This window comes from Halomonas sp. XH26, assembly GCF_024138895.1.
Taxonomy (GTDB): domain Bacteria; phylum Pseudomonadota; class Gammaproteobacteria; order Pseudomonadales; family Halomonadaceae; genus Vreelandella; species Vreelandella alkaliphila.
Map to the genome: position 1 here is coordinate 414,417 of NZ_CP071889.1, position 25,373 is coordinate 439,789.

The following is a 25,373-nucleotide window of genomic DNA, read 5'->3' on the forward strand; positions in this document are numbered from 1 at the left end:
CAAAGCAGAATGCATCTGATCGGCACCTTTCTGCTGGGCTTCTACCTATGATACGTGCTGATGGTGTTAGCCGTTGACTTAATCTACCTACTATGGGGAGCGTTGGCGTAAATCAGCAGGCGTAAATGCCACCCAGAACTCTTGGGCCACTGGCACCAGTGACGGAAGGTAAGTTGCCGGGCAGATCGTGTAAACGTTGATGGGCAAGCCAAGCAAAAGCGCCTGCTTCAATCCAGTCTTCGGGCCAGCCTAAGTCGGCGGGAGACTTAAATGTTGCATGGGGCAAGTGTGACGCGAGTCTCGCCATTAAATAGGCGTTATGTGCTCCGCCGCCGCAGGCAATTAATGTCATGCTGTCGTGGGTCGCGGGCAATTGCTGAATACCCTGGGCAACGCTTATCGCGGTCAGTTCCGCTAACGTAGTTTGCACATCGCAAGCCGTTTCGTTACCCGTTAGCTTGTTTTCTAACCAGGCCAAGTGGAATAGTTCGCGCCCGGTGCTGCGCGGCGGCGGTTGATGAAAAAAAGGCTCGTTTAGCAAGCGTTTTAGTAGCGCTTGGTCGATCTGTCCGCGAGAGGCCCAAGTGCCATTTTGGTCAAAGCGCCCGTCGTGATGCTTTGAGAACCAAGCATCTAACAGCACATTGGCGGGTCCTGTATCAAAGCCAATGGCGGGAGTGCTGGTGTCGCTGGGTAGCCACGTCAGGTTCGCAAAGCCTCCTAGGTTTAAAACAAGCTGCTCGCTTGTCTGGCGACCAAAAAGGGCTTGATGAAACGCTGGTGCAAGCGGCGCTGCCTGACCACCAGCGGCTAAGTCTCGTCGGCGAAAATCAGCCACCACCGTGCAGCCGGTTAATTCGGCCAAGAGGCTGGGGTTATCAAGCTGTAGTGTATAGGCAGGGCCGCCTTGGTGGCCGCCGGGAGCATGCTCAATTGTCTGTCCATGGCTACCAATAGCGTTAATTTGCGCTGCGGAGACCTGTTGCTGAGCCAGTAGTGTTTTCACGGCACTTGCTTGTAGCTGGCAAAATTCGTTTTCGGCCGCTGCCAGCTCTGCGAAGCTCACTTGCTCGGCATGACACAGGTTGAGCAGTAGGTTATGAAGCGACTGGGGCATTGGCGACGCATGCGTAGCAATGAGCTCAGGTGGCGAGTGCGGCGTTATAGCGACCAACGCCGCATCGATGCCGTCCAGGCTGGTGCCCGACATTAAGCCAATATAATACGACGGTAAGGTAGGGTGGGGCGTTTTCATAAAGCGGCTCATCCAAAACGTAGTGAAGGCTCAACCAAGGCGATAGGGCATGGTAACATCGCCGGTTATTCGATATCTGACGCCTATATGGCACATATTACATGGAGAGAGAGGCAATGAGTGAGGTGGATCAGGCGTTAGCGCTACTGTCGCGAGGCACGCATGAAATCCTGGTAGAGGATGAGCTGAAGAAGAAGCTGGCGTCTGGCCGTAAGCTGCGTATTAAAGCAGGGTTTGACCCGACAGCACCTGATTTGCACCTTGGGCATAGTGTGCTGCTGACGAAAATGCGCCAGTTCCAGGATCTCGGGCACACCGTTATTTTCCTGATCGGGGACTTCACAGGTCGTATCGGTGATCCCACTGGCAAAAACATTACTCGTAAACCGCTCACCGAGGCCGATGTAAAAGCCAATGCCGAAACCTATAAAGAGCAGGTATTTAAAATCCTCGATCCCGAAAAGACTGAGGTGCGCTTTAATGCCGAATGGTTTGGTGAGTTAAGCGCCGCTAAAATGATTGAGTTGGCAGCGCAAAGCACGGTCGCACGGATGCTTGAGCGTGATGATTTTGAAAAGCGTTATAAAGCTAACCAATCTATCGCGATCCACGAGTTTCTCTACCCGCTCGTCCAAGGCTACGACTCAGTAGCGCTCGAGGCAGATGTTGAGTTAGGAGGGACCGATCAGAAATTTAACCTGCTAATGGGCCGCGAAATTCAAAAGCACTTCGGCCAAGAGCCTCAGGTCGTGATCACCATGCCACTGCTCGAAGGTCTGGACGGCGTGCAGAAAATGTCCAAGTCGTTGGGTAACTATGTTGGTGTCGATGAAGCGCCGGGCTCTATGTTCAATAAGCTAGTGTCTATGCCCGATAGCTTAATGTGGCGTTACTTTGAGCTGCTCTCTTTGAAATCCAACGAAGAGATTGATGCGCTCAAGCAGAACGTTGAGGCGGGGGCTAATCCGCGTGACGTGAAAATGGAGCTAGCCCGTGAGCTTATTGCCCGTTACCACGGAGATGAAGCTGCCGCTAATGCACACAAGTCGGCGGGGAATCAGCTAGCGGAAGGTGAGTTGCCGGAAGACCTACCTGAAGTAGAAGTAGATTTCGAAGGTAATGAGCAGGCACCTATCGCGGCAGTACTCAATCGCTCTGGTCTCACCAAGAACAGTGCGCAAGCCAAAGACATGTTGAAAAACGGTAGTGTGAAAGTCGATGGGGATGTTGTTGCCCAAGACACGATGCTGGCTACGGGTAGCACCTACGTTATCCAGGCAGGTAAGAAACGTTATGCTCGTGTGACGCTTACCTAACTTTTTCGATAACTTTCTCAAAAAACCACTTGCCAAGACGGCAGCGAATCCGTAAAGTACGCATCCGCTGCCGGGGACGCACAGCGTTGTCAGCGGTGAATGAAGGTGAAAACCTTCGGTTTGTCAGAGAGTTAGAAGAACTCAGCAGTAATACGCTGCGATGTCTTCCAACGCTTTTTGAAACGAGCCACGCCAGAAAGCATCGTTATTTCGCTTTCTTCGCTCACTCGCTTCACTCACTCAAAACAGTGATTGACAAACACCAGGAAATGCGTAGAATACGCCTTCCTCGCTGAGGCGAGCCAGTTCATCGGCTAGCCAGTTACTTCTTCGGAAGTTCAGCAGCGAAAACAGCTCTTTAACAATTTGATCAGGTAATTCATGTGGGCGCTTGCCGATGAGGGTGATAAATCACCAAATATCAAGGCAAGCGGTCATGAGAACGACAGTTTTTAAACGTAAGTTTTTAAACAATAGTTGAATGAATTCGTTTGAACCTTGAGCCAAGTTTGATGCGCTTTTGTTGTTCGTAAACATCACGTTTTCGAGTGACGAGTAAGCATCACAATGATTTTAAACTGAAGAGTTTGATCATGGCTCAGATTGAACGCTGGCGGCAGGCCTAACACATGCAAGTCGAGCGGTAACAGGGGTAGCTTGCTACCCGCTGACGAGCGGCGGACGGGTGAGTAATGCATAGGAATCTGCCCGATAGTGGGGGATAACCTGGGGAAACCCAGGCTAATACCGCATACGTCCTACGGGAGAAAGGGGGCTCCGGCTCCCGCTATTGGATGAGCCTATGTCGGATTAGCTAGTTGGTGAGGTAATGGCTCACCAAGGCAACGATCCGTAGCTGGTCTGAGAGGATGATCAGCCACATCGGGACTGAGACACGGCCCGAACTCCTACGGGAGGCAGCAGTGGGGAATATTGGACAATGGGCGAAAGCCTGATCCAGCCATGCCGCGTGTGTGAAGAAGGCCCTCGGGTTGTAAAGCACTTTCAGCGAGGAAGAACGCCTAGTGGTTAATACCCATTAGGAAAGACATCACTCGCAGAAGAAGCACCGGCTAACTCCGTGCCAGCAGCCGCGGTAATACGGAGGGTGCAAGCGTTAATCGGAATTACTGGGCGTAAAGCGCGCGTAGGTGGCTTGATAAGCCGGTTGTGAAAGCCCCGGGCTCAACCTGGGAACGGCATCCGGAACTGTCAAGCTAGAGTGCAGGAGAGGAAGGTAGAATTCCCGGTGTAGCGGTGAAATGCGTAGAGATCGGGAGGAATACCAGTGGCGAAGGCGGCCTTCTGGACTGACACTGACACTGAGGTGCGAAAGCGTGGGTAGCAAACAGGATTAGATACCCTGGTAGTCCACGCCGTAAACGATGTCGACCAGCCGTTGGGTGCCTAGCGCACTTTGTGGCGAAGTTAACGCGATAAGTCGACCGCCTGGGGAGTACGGCCGCAAGGTTAAAACTCAAATGAATTGACGGGGGCCCGCACAAGCGGTGGAGCATGTGGTTTAATTCGATGCAACGCGAAGAACCTTACCTACTCTTGACATCCTGCGAACTTGTGAGAGATCACTTGGTGCCTTCGGGAACGCAGAGACAGGTGCTGCATGGCTGTCGTCAGCTCGTGTTGTGAAATGTTGGGTTAAGTCCCGTAACGAGCGCAACCCTTGTCCTTATTTGCCAGCGGGTAATGCCGGGAACTCTAAGGAGACTGCCGGTGACAAACCGGAGGAAGGTGGGGACGACGTCAAGTCATCATGGCCCTTACGAGTAGGGCTACACACGTGCTACAATGGCCGGTACAAAGGGTTGCGAGCTCGCGAGAGTCAGCTAATCCCGAAAAGCCGGTCTCAGTCCGGATCGGAGTCTGCAACTCGACTCCGTGAAGTCGGAATCGCTAGTAATCGTGAATCAGAATGTCACGGTGAATACGTTCCCGGGCCTTGTACACACCGCCCGTCACACCATGGGAGTGGACTGCACCAGAAGTGGTTAGCTTAACCTTCGGGAAAGCGATCACCACGGTGTGGTTCATGACTGGGGTGAAGTCGTAACAAGGTAGCCGTAGGGGAACCTGCGGCTGGATCACCTCCTTAAACGATGCATCATCCCTCGCGGTAAGCGCTCACAATGAATTACCTGATCAGATAATAGAGCAAACGGTTTAAGCACGATCCCCTCTTGGGTCTGTAGCTCAGTTGGTTAGAGCGCACCCCTGATAAGGGTGAGGTCGGCAGTTCAAGTCTGCCCAGACCCACCAAATTCCTGTGATACTGCGTTAAAATACTCCTCGTATAGCAGGCTATACGTCGTTGCATTTTGCCTTGTCTCACAGAAATTAATGGCAAGAGGTTAGGTCGGCAAAAAAATGGGGCCATAGCTCAGCTGGGAGAGCGCCTGCCTTGCACGCAGGAGGTCAGCGGTTCGATCCCGCTTGGCTCCACCATTATGTTGTATTTTACTAACCGTTTGTTGATATTTTGTGACCATTGATAAGACAAACGCCGAAATTGCGTTGCCTTATCACTGTTCATCGAACAGTCGCTCTTTAACAATGTATATCATGCTGACATAAACGTTTTAAAACGTTTATACGTAATTGTTTTGTGATACGTCTCAAGCGTATCCGGCAATCGTTATCATTGCGAGATACCAGACTCCTTCGGGTTATAGGGTCAAGCAATGAAGCGCACACGGTGGATGCCTAGGCAGCCAGAGGCGATGAAAGACGTGGAAGCCTGCGATAAGGCTCGGCGAGGTGGCAAACAACCTGTGACCCGGGCATCTCTGAATGGGGAAACCCACTCATCATAAGATGAGTATCTTGCGCTGAATATATAGGCGTAAGAGGCGAACCAGGGGAACTGAAACATCTAAGTACCCTGAGGAAAAGAAATCAACCGAGATTCCCCTAGTAGCGGCGAGCGAACGGGGACCAGCCCTTAAGCATGTGACTGATTAGGCGAATGCGCTGGGAAGCGCGGCCATAGTGGGTGATAGCCCCGTAGTCGAAAATCTGATCATGTGAAATCGAGTAGGTCGGGGCACGAGAAACCTTGACTGAAGACGGGGGGACCATCCTCCAAGGCTAAATACTCCTGGCTGACCGATAGTGAACCAGTACCGTGAGGGAAAGGCGAAAAGAACCCCGGAGAGGGGAGTGAAATAGATCCTGAAACCGTGTGCGTACAAGCAGTAGGAGCAGACTTGTTCTGTGACTGCGTACCTTTTGTATAATGGGTCAGCGACTTATATTCAGTGGCGAGGTTAACCGTTTAGGGGAGCCGTAGGGAAACCGAGTCTTAACTGGGCGACACAGTCGCTGGATATAGACCCGAAACCGAGCGATCTATCCATGAGCAGGGTGAAGGTTGAGTAACATCAACTGGAGGCCCGAACCAGGATCTGTTGAAAAAGATTTGGATGACTTGTGGATCGGAGTGAAAGGCTAATCAAGCTCGGAGATAGCTGGTTCTCCTCGAAAGCTATTTAGGTAGCGCCTCACGTATCACCGCCGGGGGTAGAGCACTGTTTCGGCTAGGGGGTCATCCCGACTTACCAACCCGAGGCAAACTCCGAATACCGGTGAGTGCAAGCGTGGGAGACACACGGCGGGTGCTAACGTCCGTCGTGAAAAGGGAAACAACCCAGACCGTCAGCTAAGGTCCCGAAATCCTGGTTAAGTGGGAAACGATGTGGGAAGGCTCAGACAGCTAGGAGGTTGGCTTAGAAGCAGCCATCCTTTAAAGAAAGCGTAATAGCTCACTAGTCGAGTCGGCCTGCGCGGAAGATGTAACGGGGCTAAACCAGGTACCGAAGCTACGGGTTCACACTATGTGTGAGCGGTAGAGGAGCGTCGTGTAAGCTGATGAAGGTGAATTGAGAAGTTCGCTGGAGGTATCACGAGTGCGAATGCTGACATGAGTAACGATAAAGGGAGTGAAAAACTCCCTCGCCGGAAGACCAAGGGTTTCTGTTCGACGCTAATCGGAGCAGAGTGAGTCGGCCCCTAAGGCGAGGCCGAAAGGCGTAGTCGATGGGAAACAGGTCAATATTCCTGTACCGGACATGATTGCGATGGGGGGACGGAGAAGGCTAGGTGAGCCAGGCGTTGGTTGTCCTGGTGAAAGTGAGTAGGCTGGTATCTTAGGTAAATCCGGGATGCCTTAAGGCCGAGACACGAAACGAACTGACTACGGTCAGGAAGTCATTGATGCCACGCTTCCAGGAAAAGCCTCTAAGCTTCAGATCATGTGCGACCGTACCCCAAACCGACACAGGTGGTCAGGGTGAGAATCCCAAGGCGCTTGAGAGAACTCGGGTGAAGGAACTAGGCAAAATGGTGCCGTAACTTCGGGAGAAGGCACGCCGGCATAGGGTGACGAGACTTGCTCTCTAAGCCCGAACCGGTCGAAGATACCAGGTGGCTGCAACTGTTTAGTAAAAACACAGCACTCTGCTAACGCGCAAGCGGACGTATAGGGTGTGACGCCTGCCCGGTGCCGGAAGGTTAAATGATGGTGTTAGGATTCGTCCGAAGCTCTTGATTGAAGCCCCGGTAAACGGCGGCCGTAACTATAACGGTCCTAAGGTAGCGAAATTCCTTGTCGGGTAAGTTCCGACCTGCACGAATGGCGTAATGATGGCCACGCTGTCTCCACCCGAGACTCAGTGAAATTGAAATCGCCGTGAAGATGCGGTGTACCCGCGGCTAGACGGAAAGACCCCGTGAACCTTTACTATAGCTTCACACTGGACGCTGATGTTGCCTGTGTAGGATAGCTGGGAGGCTTTGAATCTCGGACGCCAGTTCGAGGGGAGCCAACCTTGAAATACCAGCCTGGCATCATTGGCGTTCTCACTCAGGTCCGTTATCCGGATCGAGGACAGTGTGTGGTGGGTAGTTTGACTGGGGCGGTCTCCTCCCAAAGAGTAACGGAGGAGCACGAAGGTACCCTCAGCACGGTCGGACATCGTGCAGTGAGTGCAAGAGCATAAGGGTGCTTGACTGCGAGACAGACACGTCGAGCAGGTGCGAAAGCAGGTTCTAGTGATCCGGTGGTTCTGTATGGAAGGGCCATCGCTCAACGGATAAAAGGTACTCCGGGGATAACAGGCTGATACCGCCCAAGAGTTCACATCGACGGCGGTGTTTGGCACCTCGATGTCGGCTCATCACATCCTGGGGCTGAAGTCGGTCCCAAGGGTATGGCTGTTCGCCATTTAAAGTGGTACGCGAGCTGGGTTTAGAACGTCGTGAGACAGTTCGGTCCCTATCTGCCGTGGGCGTTGGATGTTTGAGAAGGGCTGCTCCTAGTACGAGAGGACCGGAGTGGACGCACCTCTGGTGTTCCGGTTGTCACGCCAGTGGCATTGCCGGGTAGCTATGTGCGGACGGGATAACCGCTGAAAGCATCTAAGCGGGAAGCCCCCTTCAAGATGAGACATCCCTGAGGCCTAGAGCCTCCTGAAGGGCCCAGCGAGACCAGCTGGTTGATAGGCACGGTGTGGAAGCGCTGCAAGGCGTTGAGCTAACGTGTACTAATGGCCCGTGAGGCTTGACCCTATAACACCCAAGGGGTCTGGTCGTAGTGATAATGAAAACCGGATACGCGCTTCCTGTCAGTAACAGGAGACGAGAGACGACACAAAACATCAGTGACATGTTCAGCATGATATGCATTAAAAGTTACGCCTGACGACCATAGCACGCGTGAACCACCTGATCCCATGCCGAACTCAGAAGTGAAACCGCTTAGCGCCGATGGTAGTGTGGGGTCTCCCCATGCGAGAGTAGGTCATCGTCAGGCACTTATTGAGAAACCCCGGCCATTTGGTCGGGGTTTTGCTTTTTAGGGGTCTCCCCTGGAGAGTAGCGGAGCGCCGCCCGGATCATCGTCAGGCACTTATTCAACAAGAAACCCAGCCAACCGGCTGGGTTTTTTGTTTGCGCGGAAGAAAATCAATTAGGGACGTTCCCAAGTCACTGCACCGTCATTCCCGAGTGAGGTTATCGGGAATCCACCTTGACCTTGGCCTGCAGCGGACCGAAACTTCAGCCAACATGGATTTCCGCTAAGGGCCTGCGGGAATGACGAGGGCTGCGCGGAGAAGTGCATAGAACTTCCTTAAAGCAACCGTTTTAATAAATTAAATAACAGGGAGTTACTGGTCCGTGGTGGCGGAAGTACTGCCCAGCAACTAGTATGAGCGGGTACCTATCATTCAAGTAGCATCTCAGGAGGAGAAGCGATATGAGTACCCCGTTGATGAAGAAGCTTGCGGTTGCGCTACTGATGGCCATGATGATGGGCGGTCTGGCTGCCTGTGATAATCAGGGCCCTGCTGAAGAAGCAGGTGAAAATATTGATGAGAGTATGGAAGATGCGGGCGAAAGCCTAGAAGAGATGGGCGAGAATATTGAAGAGTCTGCTGAGGAGTAAGCGAGCGCCTCTTCGCCGTGTACCGATACGCTACCGATACAAAAACAGCCGCTTCTTAGCGGCTGTTTTGCGTTCTAAGGCAGTTATGCGTACTGCGCTTGTTGTCTTTAATGGCTATGAGCCTGGGTTTTGCTCAATACCCTGTAGGTACCAGGGCGCTTGATCGCGCAGACTGCGAGTCAGGTGCCATGTTTCGTTGAACTCGGTTTGCTCGCCGTTCTCTTCCAAAATACCGTGGAAAATAACGCTGGCTTCGGCATAGCCATCGTACTCATTGATATCGCCTAGTTCAGCAAACAGGCGTACCACCTCGGTACGATTATTGGCAGGCTGCTCGGCACGCTCTTTACGTAGCAAGTTGTAAAATTCTGGCGTTACATACTCTTGAATCTGGGGCAGGTCATTATTGTCCCAGGCTCGTTGTAACGTCATAAAGTGCTCTTTAGCACCGCCCAAAAAGCGCTCTTTATCGAACCAAGCCGGCGTGCTCTGTAAGCTGCTCGCCAAACTGCCAGGTGCTGCGGTGAAGCTGCTCGGTGTGTGCTGAGTCTCCTGGCGTTCACGCTGATAGCCTGCCACCGTGGCCGATGCTGGGCGTCGTTGTCGCATAAAGGCACGGAAAGCGAAGGTTGCTAAGGCAACAATTCCAGCCATTAGCAATATGTCCATAAGGCGCAGCTCATCAAAGGCGCCGCCAAAGAAAAGCGCTGCTAGTAAACCTCCGGCCAGCAGGCCTCCCACCATGCCGCCCATACCACCACGACGAGCGGCAGTAGCTTGGCCTTGTTGCTGAGTGCTTTGAGCTTGTTGTTGTGCCGGAGTGCTGGCGGGCTTATCCGCCGAGCGAGAAACACTACCCATACTGCTACCACCGCCTAAGCGTCGTGCTTCGGCATAGTCAACAGCGGCACTTATGCCCATGACGCTGACCAGGAACATGGCAAAAAACTGTCGTAACATTCTGATTCTCCATGAGAGATGCAGGAATTAAGGTTATCCACCTCGAGAGAGGCGTGTAGGAAATAATCAGTGACAAGTTTACCGTGTAAGTGGGGAAACGGGTTAAGGTGTTGTTGTGTATAACGACAAAAAGAGGGTGAAAACGTGCGCTTACATCAAGCTCAAAGTTTGTTACTAATTGTCGACTTTCAAGCGGGACTTTTGCCCGTGATTGATGGAGGCGAATCAGCGATTGAAGAAGCTACCTGGCTGGCTGGTGTTGCTAATGCAGTAAAAGTACCTGTTTGGCTAACTGAACAGTATCCAGAGAGGCTCGGTGGTACTGCCCCTGCGTTATTAAATGCACTAGGCGATCATCGCATTTGGCAAAAGCATCATTTCAGCGCAATGGAAGAGACAGCGTTTGCTGAAGCGCTTGCAGAACAGGGGCCCAAGCAAGTGATCATTTGCGGCACAGAAGCTCATATCTGCGTTTTGCAAAGTGCGCTTGGTTTGTTGGAAGCGGGGTATCAAGTGTTTTGGCTGAGCGAAGCGACGGCGAGCCGTCGCAGTGATGAGGCCCGCCTTGCTCGGGAGCGCGCTTGTGCTAACGGAGCGGTGGCGGTGACAGCAGACATGGTTGCCTATGAATGGCTATATCGCTGTGATACGCCACTGTTCAAAGATGTCCACCAACGCTTTTTAAAGCCGCGCTCGCCGCGCGCTGTGACTTTTTTCTAATGAGCGCGTTCATGGACGAGCACTTTCGTTACGGGTGAACACTAATGTGTCTCCTTGAGAGGCCGCAGGATCAAACCGATACCCAGCCACGTCAAAAGCAGTGAGTTGCTCGGGATCGTTGATTTGTTGTTGGATAATCCATGCGCTCATCAAGCCGCGGGCTTTTTTTGCATAAAAACTAATGATTTTGAAAGAGCCGTTTTTCTCGTCTTTGAAAACGGGGGTGATGACCCGAGCGTCTAGCTTCTTCGTATCGATCGCCTTGAAGTATTCGTTAGATGCAAGGTTGACCAGCACGTTTGAGCCACTTTCTTCAATGGCGCTATTAAGTGCTTGCGTTAACGTTGGTTTCCAATAGGCGTAAAGGTCCTTGCCAGCGTCATTGGGCAGTTTGGTGCCCATCTCCAGCCGGTAGGCCTGGATCAGGTCCAGCGGACGCAGCAAGCCGTATAGCCCGGATAGAATACGCAGATGGTGCTGGGCAAACAGGTTGTCGTCATCGCTAAAGGTGCTGGCTTCCAACCCTGTATAGACATCTCCTTGAAAGGCCTGAACTGCTGGCTTGGCATTATCCAAGGTGAACGGCGGTTGCCAGTCAGCGAAGCGGGCAGCGTTAAGGCCCGCCAATTTATCGCTGATGCCCATTAGATCGCTGAGTTGTTGTGGTGAATAATCGCGCAGAATCTCAATTAACGGTTTGCTATGGTCGAGAAAGTCGGGCTGAGTGACTTTATCGGTTGTTGAGGGTGTTTCAAAGTCTAGCGTTTTGGCGGGGGAAATAACGCTCAGCATGGCGTGCTCCTTATGCCGTGACAGAAAAGAGGAAGAAGTAACTGATGCGATTATACCAAGCCTCGGCGATGGCCGAGGCTATCGGTTTGATAGTGAAAACGTGATTAGGGGCAGGGGTTAGGCATCCGACGATGGATGTCGTCGATCGCAGTGAGTACTTCTTCATCCAGCTTAAGGCTCTCGCTGTCGAGGTTGCTTTCAAGCTGATCCATCGTGGTGGCGCCAATAATATTGCTGGTCAGGAAACGACGAGAGTTCACAAATGCCAGTGCCATTTGGGCGGGATCCAAGTCATGCTCTCTGGCCAGTTGAACGTACGCCTGTGTTGCAGCTTCTGCTTCTGGCGAGGTATAGCGTTTAAACCGCTCATAGAGCGTCAAGCGCCCTTTCGGTGGCTGCGCACCATCAAGATACTTACCTGACAGCACACCAAAGCCCAGTGGCGAGTAAGCGAGCAAGCCCACATCTTCACGGTGGGCGATCTCGGCGAGACCGACTTCAAACGTACGGTTAAGCAAGTTATAGGGATTTTGAATAGACGCGACCCTAGGCAGCCCCAACTGCTCTGATAACTGCAGCATACGCATGACTCCCCACGGCGTTTCATTAGAAAGGCCTATGGCGCGTATTTTTCCGGCATCAACAAGTTCTTTTAGTGCTGAGAGTGTTTCTTCTAGCGGCGTTGCGTCTTCTTGCTCTTCATGGGCATAACCCAGTTGGCCAAAAAAGTTGGTTTTGCGGTCTGGCCAGTGCAATTGATAGAGATCGATATAGTCAGTGTTGAGCCGTGCAAGGCTGGTTTCAACAGCCTGATGTAGATGGTCGCGAGTCATTCTTGGACCACCACGAATATGGTCTAAGCCAGGGCCTGCGGCTTTGGTGGCAATAATGACATCGTCTCTGGCACTACGGGCTTTTAGCCAACTGCCAATATAAGACTCTGTAAGCCCTTGCGTTTCAGCCTTTGGTGGAACCGGATACATTTCAGCGGTGTCAATAAAGTTGATGCCAAAAGCGACTGCGCGATCAAGCTGCTCGTGGGCTTCTGCTTCACTATTTTGTTCGCCGAAGGTCATGGTGCCTAAACAAAGTCGGCTGACCTCCATCCCGGTTCTACCCAGTGGGCGCGTTTGCATTATCGTCTCCTCAATGAAGCGAAATTGCCTCAGGATATTCGGTGATGAACGCCGCTAATAACGGCGCGTGAGAGGCATGTTAGCGAGGCGCTACAAAAGCAGCAAATCAATAGGGTTGAGTAAGCGCAAAGGCAGGCGTATGCTTGCCAGCCCATCGACCAGCCTAGCGCTGGTTAATCGTATGGTTAGCGGTCAAATCGCAGGAACGATGGCTAGCCGAAGATCTCAACAGATAGGCAGGGTGGTTTGCCATGCCGCAGGCATCAACTTTGTTTACCCGGTTAGAGTTTCGCCTAGCCGAACAGCTGTTTCATACTCGCTGGTTATTGCCGCGTTCGCCGCGCACCCAACGTTTGACGATGCGCTTGTTTAAACGCTGTGCAGAAGCGGGGCATCCGGACGCGCAGTCGATCTACGGTCACATGCTGTTTCATCGCAGCCTGTCACCGCAGGATAAGGCGCGTGGCGCGCGTTATGTGTTAGAAGCGGCTCAGGCTGGCGATATAAGATCACAGTATCAAGCAGCGCAAATTCATGAGCATGGCTGTGTTCAGTATCCGCGGCGCGAGGATTACGCGGTGACATGGTATGCCCGAGCTGCCCAATCAGGCCATTATTTGGCTGCAGAGCGACTAGCGCGCGCCTATCGGTTAGGTGAGCTAGGCTTGGCTGTAGACGGCGAGCAAGCGGCCTACTGGCAACGCTTGGCTGATCGTCAGTCAACGACGGAAATGGCGGCAGCCTAGAAGATAAGTCAGTGGTTTGGCCGCTGAGATCAGTGAATGAGGAAATCAGTGTCCGAGACGCTACCGACAGTGCTAGATATTGAAGCGTCAGGATTTGGGCGCGGCAGCTATCCTATTGAAGTTGGCATTGCTCGTGCCGACGGTAGCTGCTGCGCGTTTCTCATTCAACCGTTGGAAGAGTGGACGCATTGGGACTCTAAAGCTGAACTTTTGCACGGAATTTCCCGAGATCGCTTACAGCGAGAAGGCTACCCTGTGCGCCAAGTGGCACAGTGGTTAAACGACGAACTGCGTGAGATAGGCAAAGCCTATAGTGATAGTTGGGGATACGATAACACCTGGTTGTCGCTGCTGTTTCACCATGCGGGAATGCTGCCGCGCTTTCGTTTAGAAGCATTACGGATTTTGCTCAGCGAAGAGCAGCAAGCACTGTGGAGTAACACAAAGGAAGCTGTCATCGCTGAACGTGGTATACACCGTCATCGCGCGGGTGAAGATGCTCGTCTGTTACAACTCACTTATCAGCGTACCTTTATGCTAACTGAAGGCACTAAGCGCTGATGCTGGGAGTGTTCTTAGACGGGTCTTAAGTATTGGTTTTAAACGCTGCCCTTAAGTTCTTGCCTTTACTATATCTCTTTAATACAGCCGGTTTACGCTGAATCAAGCTGTGTTTCTAATGCAGCCAGTAGTTGGTTGGGCGTGGGCGCATCCATCAACATATCGCGTGTTGTTTGGGCCAAAAAGCCGTGGCTGACGGTACTATCCAAAAAGGTAAGCAGTGGAGCATAAAAGCCATCGGTGTCGAGTAGACCCATGGGTTTTTCGTGAAGCCCTAAATATCCCCAGGTCCAGATTTCAAACAGCTCTTCAAAGGTGCCTATGCCGCCAGGTAGGGCAATAAAAGCGTCAGCATTGGCGGCCATGGTCGCTTTGCGTTCGTGCATGTTTGGCACGCGTATAAGCTCAGTCAAGCCAAAGTGTGCTTGCTCGCGCTCAACAAGGTGATCTGGCATCACGCCAATCACTTTGCCGCCTGCATCCAGCGTCGCATTGGCGAGTGCCCCCATTAAACCAATACGTGCACCGCCATAAACAAGCGTGTGCCCGCGGTCGGCAATGGCGGTGCCAAGCGTGTTGGCGGCTTGGCGAAAAGCGGGTGTGTTCCCTTCACGCGAGCCGAGATATACACAAATTCGTGCCATGGTAAGCGTCCTTATGACAGATCAGCTGCTTATAAATGAGCGGTGAGTTATCAAGCCATGAATGTGCTGTTAGCTTAGGCAGCTCTGAACGTTATAGTGTTCATCCATCCATTGCCCGATCACGTTATTGCCACATAAATGGTGGGCATATTGAGTGTGCAGGCAGCGTACCTGTTGCCAGTTGCTAATGCCGCCCACACCACGCTCGGTGAGAACATCGCTATAGCCAAGCTTAGCGACTTCATCGCGTTGGGCATTACTCATATACGCCCAGCGTGCTTTAACGTAATCGTGATGGCTTTGTTGGTAAGCATCTAGAAATTCAGGTTCTTCCTGAAGGCGTTGTTCCAGCGACTTAATGACACCCACGGCTTCAATCCGTGAGATCTCAATTTTGAGCAGATCGGAGCATAGCCAGTAAAGGGTGGGAAATGGTTTGCCATCGACAATCGGCGCCATACGTAGCACAAGCGGAGTGCCGTGGGCATCGGTAGCCGCAACGGCTTCAATACCGCGGGGAGCGCGCCCGAGCTGTTGGGTGATAATAGCTAGCTGGCGCTCATCGGGCGCTTGGTCGGTACGAATTACCATTACGTTGGTATCTCACTATCGGTCATCTTGAATAAACTTATTTGAGCGGCCAACAGCACGGAAGAAGCAGCGGTTCAGCTGTTCGGGAGACGCCACATAGCACCATGTCCGCTCGCAGTACTCTGCGGCTCGCGCCATTAACACATCGTAAAGCCGATTGAACGGGGCATCATAATCGTAAGGGTCTGCGCCGAACAAGCGGATATGCGGGTAGTCAGCAAAGCGCTCCATAAAATAGCGCTCAAGGTCGGCTTCAACGGCGCGATGCTGCGCCGTATTATCCGGATCGATCCAAAGATTATAACGGATTGCCATGGGGATCTCCCAGCGCCCCGCCAAACGGAGGGGAGTGAATTAAGCCGGCGTTGGCGCGCTGTGTAAGTGTGCGGATAGCGCATCACGCAAATCACCTTCAATAGGTACCGCACGTTTCTCTTGATGGTCGTATTGCACCAGTATGGTATGCCCCACATTGGTCAGCGTGCCATGTTGGCGCGCCTCCTGAGTCACTGTAAACGAGCTGGTACCTAAACGTGTCAAATAGGTACGTAATTCGATGTCGTGGCCGTAGAACAGTTCAGCACGATAATCGACTTCCATCCGCGCCATAATCAAACGCCACTGTTTAGGGTTTAGGTCTGGCGTAAATAGTTTGAATAAGTCGTTACGTGCCAACTCAAACCAAGCTGGCAGACGGGTATTGTTAATATGGCCTAGCGCATCGGTGTCGTAGAAAGCTGGCTCAATCATACGGGTGAACATCAGGATATCCTTATTGTTTATTAGCAATTTAGGCTAACCAGAATTACCCCTAGCGAGCGCTTGGTCAAGTGGCGCGACGTTGATACCATGCGGAGAACTGCATCCAGCCAAGTAGCCACAGTGTGGCAGTTGCGAACCCCGCCAATGTTCCCCAGAAAAGGCCTAACGTGCTGTAAGTCAAAGAAACGCATAGCGTATAACTCAGCAACGAGCCAAGCCCCATGGGGTAGTGTTTGATCACGGTTGCCGCTGGCGCGAACCCATAGTTTAGATGCAGGATGAGCAGAAATGGCAGCATGGTGACTGGAAAAGCCGCTAGCGTGCCCGCCCAAGCGGGTGGCAGCCAATGAGCGAGCCAGGTAATCACAAAAACGATGGCGGTGGCTAAGCATGCTCGCGCGGCAAGTGCAGGAAGCGAAAAGGCACGACTGGCGGGACTTTTTACATCAGGAATACTGCGGAATAACAGGCTGAATACAGCGATAGCACAGAGTGTCAGTAGCGTGCCGCTAAGCCGCGTAAAATTGAATTGGGCAAGTACGGTGCTAACCGCGAACCACGCAATAAAGCCGCCTGCTAAGCCGCCAGCGATGCCTTTGAATCCTGGCTGGCGACCTGCCACTAAATAGCCTGCAACTAACGCCATCGTTGCGGTAAAGCCCGCCAGTGTATGTACCGCGCTTTGGGTTGCAAAAAGCGGGGAAATTTCTAAACCAATAAAAAACAGCGCTAACGCCGTTCCTAATGGGTAACCCGCCAGTAGCCCCGCCATACGCGGACTGGCACGCACCGCGATGGCACCAAGCCCGAGCACCATCCCAATTGAGAGACCTAGTTTTGCCAGTTGCCAAGTGAGAGGAACCTCTATCATGCGGTGTTTTCCTTGCTGTTATTAAGTCGTTACTAGTGTTGCACGGCTATTTTATTGAGCAGCTTTAGTGTTTAAATCGTCTCAAGTGTTGCCAGCGTACGAGGCTTTCTAAACCGTGACGCGTTCAATTGACTCAAGCACCCATGCGCTTTCCCCGCCCCCAAAGCCTGAAGGTTGCGAACTGTGCCAGCGGTCAGCTTCGTTGACAAAACATCACTTGATACCGCGCTCCTTGCATAATAAGCCGCGCTATCAAAAACGTTACAGCCGTGAAGAGCGCCTAACCGCGATTGTTTGGCTTTGTCATCCTTGCCATAAGCATATTCATCGGCTGTACAGCGAGCGCGAGTTAGCAGATCGTTTTGCCAGCCTAGAAGCACTAATGAGTGATGATGACATTCGCGCGTTTGTCGATTGGCTAGCCACCAAGCCCGCTGGCTTTAAGCCAAAGTCGCCAGTGCGCAAACGCCGTTAGTGACACACATCGCCAGTGGAGATTTTCGCTAGCTACACCAGACGTAGGCCTTGTTGGTCGCGCCAAGCAGCCTCTAAGGCATTTTCGAGCGGCACTTTTAAGTGGGGCGGCAATGCATCATGGGCGGCTTGCAGCGAATCAAATGCTCGGTTGCGCAGCCAGCAGTAAGCCCAGGCACAGGCCTCCGCATCACTTTGTGGGGTGGGGCGGGCAGGCATTTGGTTGAGCAAAAATACCGCGGTGCGAGGTGCCCAGAGCGGTATCTCGCCATGCTCTTCGCGGCTCCACTGCTCAAGTATGGCACCGCTTGGCGTCTCATCGGGGGTGCCTAGTTTGGCGACCCGTGCCGTTTCAGCCAAAATGAGTGCCAGTTGGTCAGTATCGGCTTGGCCAAGAGAACGCCATTGCCGCAACAACGCCGATAGTCCCGCGCGCATCTTGGTATAAAAGTCATCTTGCGGCATGCTCAATAGTTACTCCCAAGAACATAAGTGAGATTAATTATGGCGTTTGATTTTGCCACGCCCGTCGAGCGACGCTCTCCAAAAGGGGATTATGCTTCGCAAAAATGGCACCGTTATGATGCCAACGTACTGCCGTTGTGGGTGGCAGATATGGATTTTTGCTCACCGCCCGCCGTGATTGAGGCGCTACGTGCCCGAGTGGAGCACGGTGTCTATGGCTATGGTGAAGTGCCCGATACGTTAACCGAAACCCTCTGCCAGTGGAGCGCCCACCACTACGGTTGGTCTATTCAGCCCGATTGGCAACAGTGGTTGCCTGGCGTTGTGCCCGCGTTGCACTTTGCGGCGATGGCGCTAACCAAGCCCGGAGAAGGGGTTCTCACGATTGCCCCGATTTATCCACCTTTCCTGGCCGTTGCAGAACGTACAGGACGGCTGGCCCAGCAAGCGATGTTAGCTGAGCCGGCGTCCCCTGGCGAGCCTTGGCAGTTGGATATTGACGCGTTAGAAGCCGCTATAACACCGCAAACCCGTCTACTGCTGTGGTGCCACCCGCATAACCCAACAGGGCGTGTATGGAGTGACCAGGAGCTTACCCAGTTGGCCGCGGTCGTTGAGCGGCATGATTTATGGGTGGTCTCTGATGAGTTGCACTGCGATCTGCTGTTAAACGAGGGAGCCCAACATCGCCCCTTGGCTGCCATGTTCCCGGAACTGGCTAAACGAACGATAACGCTGTGGGCGCCGTCAAAAACGTTCAACCTTGCGGGGCTGACCAGTGCCTGTGCCGTTATTCCTGATGCTGCGCTGCGTAAGCGCTTTGCTGAGGCCACAAAAGGCTTTTTGCCGGATGGCAATGTACTGGGGCTGGTTGCTGCTGAAGCGGCTTATCGCGAAGGTGAACCTTGGCGTCAAGCGCTGTTAGCGGTACTGCGTGATCACCGCGCTACGCTGCAGGCACGGGTAGCGTTATGGCCGGGAGTGACCATGAGCGAGCCAGCGTCTACCTACTTGGCGTGGCTAGATATGCGCGGGGCAGGACTAGGCGCTTCGCCCGCCAAAGCATTACTGGAACGGGCGGGCGTGGCACTTTCTGATGGGGCTGCGTTTGGCTGCCCTGGGTTCGTGCGGCTTAATTTTGGTACTACCGCTTCGCAACTGGAAGCGGCATTAGCGAGAATGGATAAGCTGCTGAAAGCCTGATCAGTACTGAATCAGTACAGCAGAGCAAATAGCTTGCGCCGATAGGTAACGGTTAGCGGATGGTCGGCACCCAGGGCGTCGAATACTTGCAATAAGGTTTTACGGGCCGCGTCGTCGTTATAGGCGCGGTCATCCTTCATCAAACCAAGCAGTCCCTCAAGGCCTGTTTCGTATTGGCCATCGGCAACATGGCGCAGTGCACGCTGGTACCTCGCTTCACTGTCGTTGCGATCACCCAGCGCGGCGACTTCTTCAACAGAAAGAGCCTGCTCGCTAAATTCGATACTGGCTCGCACGCCGCGGGCAGGTGCCGCATCGCGCTCTTCGGGGGGTAAGTTGTCGAGCACGCTGCGGGCATCATCTCCGCGTTTTTCAGCCACGAGTGCCCTTGCAAGGCCGATCTGGTAGGCGTAATGCTCTGGATACTGGCTAATCAAGGTTTGATAGATTTCGCGCGCGCCTGCAGCATTGCCCGCTGCTAATGCCTCTTCGGCTTGATCTTCTGGGCTAGGCGGAGCATCACCTGGGGCTGGGAAGTAACGGTTTAGCCACTCGCGCACTTCCTTTTCAGGTAATACGCCTTGGAAGCTATCGACCAAGCCGCCTTGGCTAACGAGCTTAACATCGGGAGCCGAGCGCACGCCTAACTGGCTGGCGATTTCCGGATTGGCTTCAATATCCAGCTTGCCAAGCAGGAAAGCCCCCGCGTATTCGACAACTAACTTTTCCAACACCGCTAGCAGAGCGTTACCACTGGCGTTTGAAGGCGAATAACAGCCCAGTAGCACTGGCACTTGCATCGATGCTTCGAGCACTTGCTGAATATTGCCAGCGTTAAGCTCAATAATAACTTCTTCAGGTGTCACGGAAGGGCGAACTGTGCCCGCTTCTTCATTGCTGGTATTAGCGGGTTCCGTGGTCAACGGATTGCCGGTACGGGGGTCAATAATGGACATGGCTAAGCTCTGCATCGCTTGAAGTGGATTACGTCATGATATGCAGGCAATCAGGTAAGGATTCAAGGAAATAGTAGTAAATAAAGTACCCACCACAAAAAGTGCTCCCCATGAATCGAAATCTGGGTCACTTATCCGGCGTTTTAATAGCGACCTCTACTGTTGCGTTTACGACGTATCGCTTAGTTTGCAAGATGGTTTTGTCGCTATTCGGCGTATTCGTGCCAGAATGCGACTCAAGAGTAATGCCACCCCGGCACGAGTGAGTGTTCACTGCAGTAATGGGAAACTAAAGAAGCGCCAGCGCCACCTATACTAATAAAAAGAAAAACTGATGATCTAAAGGTGACGGAGGGTAAATCGATGACATCAGACAAAGCAAAAGACCTGACAGCAAATCTCCATCGTGCGGGCGAACCGCAAACCCTTGGTTTTCTCCTGTTAGATAATTTCACGCTAATTTCCCTGGCTTCAGCCATTGATCCTTTGCGGATGGCCAATCAATTGGCCGGCCGTGAACTATACCGCTGGTATACCCTGACCCAAGACGGCTTGCCGGTACGTGCCAGTGATGGGTTGCAGGTAACGCCTGACGCCTCTATGCACACCCCCTTGTCGCTAGAGTGGGTCGTTGTGTGCGGAGGAGTGGGGCCTCAGCATAGTGTTACTCGTGAGCATGTGCGTTGGCTTCAGTCGCAGTCGCGTCAACTAAGACGTTTAGGCTCGGTGTGTACCGGCAGCTGGGCGCTAGGCCAGGCGGGGCTGCTTGATCACTATGAAACCAGCATCCACTGGGAGTGTTTGGCTTCCATGCAGGAAGCTTTCCCGAATGTCATTCTGACGACCTTTCTGTTTTCGATTGACCGGGATCGCTTCACGGCGTCTGGCGGCACAGCGCCGCTCGATATGATGCTGAACCTGATTGCTCATGATCATGGACGCGAGCTGTCGGCAGGTATCTCCGAGATGTTTATCTATGAGCGTGTGCGTAACGAGCAGGATCAGCAGCGCGTTCCTCTTAAACACGTACTCGGCACTACCCAGCCTAAACTGTTGGAAATTGTCGCACTGATGGAATCCAACCTTGAGGAACCGATCGAACTCGATGAACTCGCTCGTTATGTTAATGTTTCGCGTCGTCAGTTAGAGCGTCTGTTCCAGCGCTACCTGCTCTGCTCGCCATCGCGTTATTATCTCAAACTGCGCTTAGTGCGCGCTAGACAGCTGCTCAAGCAGACGCCTTTATCGATCATCGAGATTGCTTCCGTTTGTGGTTTCGTTTCTACGCCCCATTTTTCTAAGTGTTACCGTGAATACTTTGGCGTACCGCCGAGAAATGAGCGCCTCGGGGTGCACGATCGGCAAGGAAATAATCACGCCAAGTCGCTACCGCTGATCAAGCGGTGGGGGGGCGAACCCAATACCAATGAGCCTTTCTCAAGCGCTCAGCAGGCACTGGCGTGTGCTCAGGGAGAGCCTACCTTTGCCAGCGTGACGCTGTTGAACTGATATCTCCTACGCAGCCGACAATGAGAACGTGCTATCCCGCGGCGGGTAGCACGTTTTTTTATATCGATGCCTCGCTGCTGCAAATATCAAAAAATCCCAAGTAGCTGTCGTGTTCACGACACAATGACGTTTTTGGAATTTCCGTCGTCGTTTCCAAGAGCAGCCCAACCCAACGTCAGCGCTATGCTCGCTACATAAATCAATGTTGGAGCTTAGCTATGACACCCTCAGAACTGCACGATGACGCTATCGTCATCGATGGCTTGATTATCGCCAAATGGAATCGTGAGCTGCTTGAGGATATGCGTCGCGGTGGTTTGACAGCTGCTAACTGCACTGTTTCGGTGTGGGAAGGGTTTCAGGCCACGGTCGATAATATCGTCAAGTCGAACCAACTGATGGCTGAGTGTAGCGACCTGGTACGCCCGGTACGCACCACCTCTGATATCACGCGTGCGAAAGAAGAGGGCAAGACAGGGATCATCTTTGGTTTCCAGAATGCGCATGCCTTTGAGGATCAAATCGGCTACGTAGAGATCTTCAAGCAACTGGGCGTAGGCATCGTGCAGATGTGCTACAACACCCAGAATCTAGTGGGAACCGGCTGTTACGAACGTGACGGCGGCCTGTCTGGCTTTGGCCGTGAGATCGTCGCCGAGATGAACCGTGTCGGCATTATGTGTGACCTCTCTCATGTTGGTGCGAAAACCTCTGAAGAGGTGATTCTCGAATCCAAAAAGCCGGTCTGTTATTCCCACTGCCTGCCCTCCGGCCTCAAAGAGCATCCGCGCAACAAGTCCGATCAAGAGCTTAAGTTCATTGCTGATCACGGCGGTTTCGTCGGTGTCACCATGTTCGCGCCTTTTCTCAAAAAGGGCATCGACTCCACCATCGAAGACTACTGCGAAGCGATCGAGTACGTCATGAATATCGTTGGCGAAGATGCTATCGGCATTGGCACTGATTTCACCCAAGGGCACGGTCAAGAGTTCTTCGAGTGGCTGACTCACGACAAGGGCTACGCCCGTCGTTTGACAGACTTTGGCAAGATCATTAATCCCAAAGGCATTCGCACCATCGGAGAGTTCCCCAATCTCACCGAGGCGCTCCTTAAGCGCGGCTTTAGTGAAACTCAGGTAAGGAAGGTCATGGGTGAGAACTGGGTGCGCGTCCTCAAGGATGTCTGGGGCGCCTAAACGCTTGCTCCATAAGATTGATAGGAGCGATGGGATAAGCCTGCTCCTTAGCCAAGAATAATGATGTAGAGGATGATATCCGTGACCAAACTGGCCCCCGCACTGCCTATCGAAGTCGATAGTGAAACCGGCGTCTGGACGACTGATGCGCTGCCGATGCTCTATGTACCACGGCACTTTTTTATCAACAACCATGTGGCCGTCGAAGAGGCGCTAGGTGCTGAAAAGTACGCTGAAATCCTCTATCACGCTGGCTATAAGAGCGCCTGGCACTGGTGTGAGAAAGAAGCCGAGTGCCATGGCCTCGAAGGTGAAGCCGTTTTTGAGCATTACATGCTGCGTCTCTCTCAGCGTGGCTGGGGCCACTTCATCACCGAACAGATTGATCTTGACGCTGGCACGGCTCAGGTGCGGCTAGAACATAGCGCCTTCGTTTACCAACTGGGTAAGGTTGGGCGCAAGGTCGAGTACATGTTCACTGGCTGGTTTGCTGGGGCCATGAATCAAATTCTCGCTGCACGGGGTAGTTCGCTGCGCACCGTTGCTGAGCAGAAGCAGAGCGCTGCCGAACCCGGCTGTGATGTCGGCGTCTTTGCTGTCAAACCGCTGCCCGATGCTGCCCACTAACCCTGGGTGTGAGGAGAGATAACCATGGCATTTGACGCAATCTTTGAGCCAATCGAGATCGGCAAGCTGACTATCCGTAACCGTGTGGTCAGTACCGCTCATGCCGAGGTGCATGCCACTGACGGTGGTATGACGACTGAGCGCTACGTCAGGTATTACGAAGAAAAATCCAAGGGTGGCTGTGGCCTATGTATCTGCGGTGGCTCATCAGTGGTGTCCATTGATAGCCCTCAGGGTTGGTGGAGCTCGGTGAACCTTTCCACTGACCGCATCATTCCACACTTTCAGAATCTGGCGGACGCCGTGCACAAGCATGGTGGCAAGATCATGATCCAGATTACCCACATGGGACGCCGCTCACGCTGGGACGGCTTCGATTGGTCGACCCTGGTATCCCCCTCTGGTATCCGCGAGCCGGTGCACCGCTCCACCTGCAAGACCATCGAGGAGGAGGAGATCTGGCGCATCATCGGCGACTTCGCCCAGGCCGCGCGCCGGGCCAAGGAAGGCGGCCTCGACGGCGTCGAGCTATCCGCCGTTCACCAGCACCTGATCGACCAGTTCTGGAGCCCGCGGGTCAACAAGCGCGAGGACCAGTGGGGCGGTAGTTTCGAAAATCGTATGCGCTTCGGCATAGAAGTACTCAAAGCGGTACGTGCCGAAGTGGGCGATGACTTCGTGGTGGGTATGCGCATTTGCGGTGACGAGTTCCACCCGGACGGTCTTTCTCACGACGATATGAAGCAGATCGCCGCCTACTACGATGCCACTAAAATGGTCGATTTCTTCGGCGTTATCGGTTCTGGCTGCGACACTCACAACACCCTCGCCAACGTCATTCCTAATATGTCCTACCCGCCAGAGCCTTTTCTACATCTGGCGGCGGGGATCAAGGAAGTGGTGAATGTGCCGGTGATCCACGCCCAGAATATTAAAGATCCCAATCAGGCCCAGCGTATTCTCGAAGGGGGCTACGTGGATTTGGTGGGCATGACCCGGGCGCATATTGCTGACCCTCATCTGATCGCCAAGATCAAGATGGGGCAGATAGACCAGATTAAGCAGTGCGTGGGGGCTAACTACTGCATCGACCGCCAATACCAGGGCCTGGACGTACTGTGTATTCAAAACGCGGCCACCTCGCGGGAATACATGGGCCTGCCGCATATCATTGAAAAGACCGAGGGCGTTAAGCGTAAAGTTGTGGTGGTTGGCGGTGGCCCCGGCGGCATGGAGGCAGCTCGCGTTGCTGCTGAGCGCGGCCATGATGTCACTCTGTTTGAGGCGGCTGACGCCCTGGGCGGGCAGATCACTATCGCTGCTCAGGCGCCGCAGCGCGACCAAATCGCCGGTATCACTCGTTGGTACCAGCTGGAGTTGGCGCGGCTGAAAGTCGACCTGCGCCTAGGGGCTCGCGCCGATGAGGCAACCTTGCTTGATCTACGCCCCGATATCGTGGTGCTAGCCACCGGTGGCCAACCCTTCCTTAGCCAGCACCCGGAGTGGGGCTATTCAGAGAATGCTGAGGAGAGCCTGGTGGTCAGCACCTGGGATATTCTCTCAGGTAAGGTGGCGCCAGGTAAAAACGTGCTGATTTATGACGCCATCTGCGAATTCTCCGGCGTCTCAGCGGCAGATTTTCTAGCTGATAAGGGCGCCAAGGTCGAGATCGTCACCGACGATATCAAGCCCGGCGCGGCGGTGGGCGGCACCACCTTCCCCACTTATTACCGCAGCCTATACGAGAAAGAAGTGATCATGTCCTCTGACTTGATGCTGCATAAGGTCTACCGCGAGGGCGACAGTCTCGTGGCAGTGCTCGAAAATGAGTACACCGGTGCCTTGGAAGAGCGCGTGGTTGATCAGGTGGTCGTCGAAAACGGCGTGCGTCCTGACGAGGCGCTTTATTACGCCCTCAAAGAGCAGTCTCGCAACAAAGGGCAGGTGGATCTGGAGGCGCTCTATGCCATCCAGCCTCAGCCTAGCCTGAGCGAAGAAGGGGACGACTTTTTACTCTTCCGCCTGGGCGACTGCACGGCTCCGCGTAATACCCATGCGGCTATCTACGACGCCCTGCGAATCTGCAAGGACTTTTGACCTGAGCGAGAGCCGGGGCGCCGGTGGTAGACCGT

22 protein-coding genes, 2 tRNA genes and 3 rRNA genes are annotated in these 25,373 nt (G+C 53.3%); 16 read left to right on the plus strand and 11 right to left on the minus strand.

The annotated features are described in order from the left end of the window. Positions 1–112: 112 nt before the first annotated feature. Positions 113–1,255 carry an anhydro-N-acetylmuramic acid kinase gene (locus J4377_RS01960; protein WP_253486456.1) on the minus strand — a complete coding sequence of 381 codons (1,143 nt, stop codon included), beginning with the start codon at positions 1,253–1,255 and terminating at the stop codon, positions 113–115. 116 nt (positions 1,256–1,371) lie between these two features. Here J4377_RS01960 and tyrS point away from each other — a divergent pair, with 116 nt between their 5' ends. From tyrS to J4377_RS01995, 7 genes are all read left to right on the plus strand, one after another. Continuing rightward, complete coding sequence (gene tyrS / locus J4377_RS01965) at positions 1,372–2,571, plus strand: tyrosine--tRNA ligase (RefSeq protein ID WP_253486458.1); 1,200 nt, start codon at positions 1,372–1,374, stop codon at positions 2,569–2,571. A 575-nt stretch (positions 2,572–3,146) separates the two neighbouring features. Continuing rightward, positions 3,147–4,681: ribosomal RNA gene (locus J4377_RS01970) — 16S ribosomal RNA — on the plus strand. An 87-nt stretch (positions 4,682–4,768) separates the two neighbouring features. Continuing rightward, a tRNA-Ile gene (locus tag J4377_RS01975) sits at positions 4,769–4,845 on the plus strand. Between the two features lie 110 nt (positions 4,846–4,955). After that, a tRNA-Ala gene (locus J4377_RS01980) sits at positions 4,956–5,031 on the plus strand. Positions 5,032–5,258: 227 nt separating this feature from the next. Continuing rightward, positions 5,259–8,151, plus strand: a 23S ribosomal RNA gene (locus J4377_RS01985). A gap of 128 nt (positions 8,152–8,279) precedes the next feature. After that, positions 8,280–8,395, plus strand: a 5S ribosomal RNA gene (gene rrf / locus J4377_RS01990). The 16S, 23S and 5S rRNA genes sit together here with 2 tRNA genes alongside, the layout of an rRNA operon. Positions 8,396–8,839: 444 nt before the next feature. After that, positions 8,840–9,028 (plus strand): hypothetical protein, encoded by a 189-nt coding sequence (locus J4377_RS01995; protein WP_120385864.1) that lies wholly within the window; start codon positions 8,840–8,842, stop codon positions 9,026–9,028. A 114-nt stretch (positions 9,029–9,142) separates the two neighbouring features. Here the strand turns inward: J4377_RS01995 and J4377_RS02000 are convergent, their stop codons facing one another. Beyond that, positions 9,143–9,988, minus strand: coding sequence for a Tim44 domain-containing protein (locus J4377_RS02000; protein WP_253486460.1), 846 nt, complete (start codon positions 9,986–9,988; stop codon positions 9,143–9,145). A 144-nt stretch (positions 9,989–10,132) separates the two neighbouring features. On the opposite strand from J4377_RS02000, the gene J4377_RS02005 reads away from it, so the two are divergent. Beyond that, positions 10,133–10,708, plus strand: coding sequence for an isochorismatase family protein (locus tag J4377_RS02005; protein WP_120385862.1), 576 nt, complete (start codon positions 10,133–10,135; stop codon positions 10,706–10,708). A 9-nt stretch (positions 10,709–10,717) separates the two neighbouring features. Here J4377_RS02005 and yaaA read toward each other — a convergent pair whose 3' ends face one another. Beyond that, entirely contained in the window at positions 10,718–11,500 is a 783-nt protein-coding gene (gene yaaA / locus J4377_RS02010; RefSeq protein WP_198350097.1) for a peroxide stress protein YaaA, read from the minus strand. Positions 11,501–11,604: 104 nt separating this feature from the next. Continuing rightward, entirely contained in the window at positions 11,605–12,636 is a 1,032-nt protein-coding gene (locus J4377_RS02015; RefSeq protein ID WP_120385861.1) for an NADP(H)-dependent aldo-keto reductase, read from the minus strand. A gap of 251 nt (positions 12,637–12,887) precedes the next feature. Here J4377_RS02015 and J4377_RS02020 point away from each other — a divergent pair, with 251 nt between their 5' ends. Continuing rightward, positions 12,888–13,382, plus strand: coding sequence for a tetratricopeptide repeat protein (locus J4377_RS02020; RefSeq protein WP_038480797.1), 495 nt, complete (start codon positions 12,888–12,890; stop codon positions 13,380–13,382). A 48-nt stretch (positions 13,383–13,430) separates the two neighbouring features. Next, positions 13,431–13,943, plus strand: coding sequence for a hypothetical protein (locus J4377_RS02025; RefSeq protein WP_253486462.1), 513 nt, complete (start codon positions 13,431–13,433; stop codon positions 13,941–13,943). A 92-nt stretch (positions 13,944–14,035) separates the two neighbouring features. Here J4377_RS02025 and J4377_RS02030 read toward each other — a convergent pair whose 3' ends face one another. The 5 genes from J4377_RS02030 to J4377_RS02050 form a co-directional block, all read right to left on the minus strand. Further along, positions 14,036–14,587, minus strand: coding sequence for a TIGR00730 family Rossman fold protein (locus J4377_RS02030; RefSeq protein ID WP_038480803.1), 552 nt, complete (start codon positions 14,585–14,587; stop codon positions 14,036–14,038). Between the two features lie 69 nt (positions 14,588–14,656). Beyond that, complete coding sequence (locus J4377_RS02035; protein WP_038480806.1) at positions 14,657–15,178, minus strand: DUF501 domain-containing protein; 522 nt, start codon at positions 15,176–15,178, stop codon at positions 14,657–14,659. A gap of 15 nt (positions 15,179–15,193) precedes the next feature. Next, entirely contained in the window at positions 15,194–15,493 is a 300-nt protein-coding gene (locus tag J4377_RS02040; protein WP_038480809.1) for a hypothetical protein, read from the minus strand. A gap of 39 nt (positions 15,494–15,532) precedes the next feature. Further along, the gene (locus J4377_RS02045) at positions 15,533–15,940 is read right to left on the minus strand and encodes a thioesterase family protein (protein ID WP_038480812.1); all 408 of its coding nucleotides are present in this window, start codon (positions 15,938–15,940) and stop codon (positions 15,533–15,535) included. Positions 15,941–16,004: 64 nt separating this feature from the next. Continuing rightward, a complete protein-coding gene (locus tag J4377_RS02050; RefSeq protein WP_038480815.1) occupies positions 16,005–16,811 on the minus strand; it encodes a hypothetical protein in 807 nt (268 codons plus the stop codon). Between the two features lie 232 nt (positions 16,812–17,043). On the opposite strand from J4377_RS02050, the gene J4377_RS02055 reads away from it, so the two are divergent. Next, positions 17,044–17,286: a hypothetical protein gene (locus tag J4377_RS02055; protein ID WP_231658327.1), complete on the plus strand. Its 243-nt coding sequence runs from the start codon at positions 17,044–17,046 to the stop codon at positions 17,284–17,286. A gap of 32 nt (positions 17,287–17,318) precedes the next feature. On the opposite strand, the gene J4377_RS02060 is transcribed toward J4377_RS02055, so the two are convergent. Next, entirely contained in the window at positions 17,319–17,750 is a 432-nt protein-coding gene (locus tag J4377_RS02060; protein WP_038480817.1) for a hypothetical protein, read from the minus strand. Positions 17,751–17,789: 39 nt separating this feature from the next. Between J4377_RS02060 and J4377_RS02065 the strand changes: the two genes are divergently transcribed. Beyond that, complete coding sequence (locus tag J4377_RS02065) at positions 17,790–18,953, plus strand: MalY/PatB family protein (protein WP_038480820.1); 1,164 nt, start codon at positions 17,790–17,792, stop codon at positions 18,951–18,953. Between the two features lie 11 nt (positions 18,954–18,964). On the opposite strand, the gene J4377_RS02070 is transcribed toward J4377_RS02065, so the two are convergent. Further along, positions 18,965–19,909 carry a tetratricopeptide repeat protein gene (locus J4377_RS02070; RefSeq protein ID WP_198350095.1) on the minus strand — a complete coding sequence of 315 codons (945 nt, stop codon included), beginning with the start codon at positions 19,907–19,909 and terminating at the stop codon, positions 18,965–18,967. Between the two features lie 363 nt (positions 19,910–20,272). Here J4377_RS02070 and J4377_RS02075 point away from each other — a divergent pair, with 363 nt between their 5' ends. The 4 genes from J4377_RS02075 (at position 20,273) to dgcA (ending at position 25,338) form a co-directional block, all read left to right on the plus strand. Further along, positions 20,273–21,418 carry a GlxA family transcriptional regulator gene (locus tag J4377_RS02075; RefSeq protein WP_038480826.1) on the plus strand — a complete coding sequence of 382 codons (1,146 nt, stop codon included), beginning with the start codon at positions 20,273–20,275 and terminating at the stop codon, positions 21,416–21,418. A 218-nt stretch (positions 21,419–21,636) separates the two neighbouring features. Beyond that, positions 21,637–22,614: a dipeptidase gene (locus J4377_RS02080; RefSeq protein WP_038480829.1), complete on the plus strand. Its 978-nt coding sequence runs from the start codon at positions 21,637–21,639 to the stop codon at positions 22,612–22,614. Between the two features lie 81 nt (positions 22,615–22,695). After that, positions 22,696–23,241, plus strand: coding sequence for a DUF5943 domain-containing protein (locus J4377_RS02085; protein ID WP_038486488.1), 546 nt, complete (start codon positions 22,696–22,698; stop codon positions 23,239–23,241). A 24-nt stretch (positions 23,242–23,265) separates the two neighbouring features. Next, entirely contained in the window at positions 23,266–25,338 is a 2,073-nt protein-coding gene (dgcA, locus tag J4377_RS02090) for a dimethylglycine demethylation protein DgcA (protein ID WP_253486464.1), read from the plus strand. The last annotated feature ends 35 nt before the right edge of the window (positions 25,339–25,373 follow it).

Excerpts from the sequence above, each read along its gene's own strand:
- J4377_RS02080 (WP_038480829.1), top strand. The coding sequence starts at position 21,637 with ATGACACCCTCAGAACTGCACGATGACGCTATCGTCATCGATGGCTTG.
- J4377_RS02070 (WP_198350095.1), bottom strand. The coding sequence starts at position 19,909 with ATGTCCATTATTGACCCCCGTACCGGCAATCCGTTGACCACGGAACCC.
- tyrS (WP_253486458.1), top strand. The coding sequence starts at position 1,372 with ATGAGTGAGGTGGATCAGGCGTTAGCGCTACTGTCGCGAGGCACGCAT.
- J4377_RS02020 (WP_038480797.1), top strand. The coding sequence starts at position 12,888 with ATGCCGCAGGCATCAACTTTGTTTACCCGGTTAGAGTTTCGCCTAGCC.
- J4377_RS02045 (WP_038480812.1), bottom strand. The coding sequence starts at position 15,940 with ATGTTCACCCGTATGATTGAGCCAGCTTTCTACGACACCGATGCGCTA.
- J4377_RS01995 (WP_120385864.1), top strand. The coding sequence starts at position 8,840 with ATGAGTACCCCGTTGATGAAGAAGCTTGCGGTTGCGCTACTGATGGCC.
- J4377_RS02075 (WP_038480826.1), top strand. The coding sequence starts at position 20,273 with ATGACATCAGACAAAGCAAAAGACCTGACAGCAAATCTCCATCGTGCG.
- J4377_RS02015 (WP_120385861.1), bottom strand. The coding sequence starts at position 12,636 with ATGCAAACGCGCCCACTGGGTAGAACCGGGATGGAGGTCAGCCGACTT.
- yaaA (WP_198350097.1), bottom strand. The coding sequence starts at position 11,500 with ATGCTGAGCGTTATTTCCCCCGCCAAAACGCTAGACTTTGAAACACCC.
- J4377_RS02065 (WP_038480820.1), top strand. The coding sequence starts at position 17,790 with ATGGCGTTTGATTTTGCCACGCCCGTCGAGCGACGCTCTCCAAAAGGG.
- J4377_RS02035 (WP_038480806.1), bottom strand. The coding sequence starts at position 15,178 with ATGGTAATTCGTACCGACCAAGCGCCCGATGAGCGCCAGCTAGCTATT.
- J4377_RS02050 (WP_038480815.1), bottom strand. The coding sequence starts at position 16,811 with ATGATAGAGGTTCCTCTCACTTGGCAACTGGCAAAACTAGGTCTCTCA.
- J4377_RS02030 (WP_038480803.1), bottom strand. The coding sequence starts at position 14,587 with ATGGCACGAATTTGTGTATATCTCGGCTCGCGTGAAGGGAACACACCC.
- J4377_RS02040 (WP_038480809.1), bottom strand. The coding sequence starts at position 15,493 with ATGGCAATCCGTTATAATCTTTGGATCGATCCGGATAATACGGCGCAG.
- J4377_RS02060 (WP_038480817.1), bottom strand. The coding sequence starts at position 17,750 with ATGCCGCAAGATGACTTTTATACCAAGATGCGCGCGGGACTATCGGCG.
- J4377_RS02000 (WP_253486460.1), bottom strand. The coding sequence starts at position 9,988 with ATGTTACGACAGTTTTTTGCCATGTTCCTGGTCAGCGTCATGGGCATA.
- J4377_RS01960 (WP_253486456.1), bottom strand. The coding sequence starts at position 1,255 with ATGAAAACGCCCCACCCTACCTTACCGTCGTATTATATTGGCTTAATG.
- dgcA (WP_253486464.1), top strand. The coding sequence starts at position 23,266 with ATGGCATTTGACGCAATCTTTGAGCCAATCGAGATCGGCAAGCTGACT.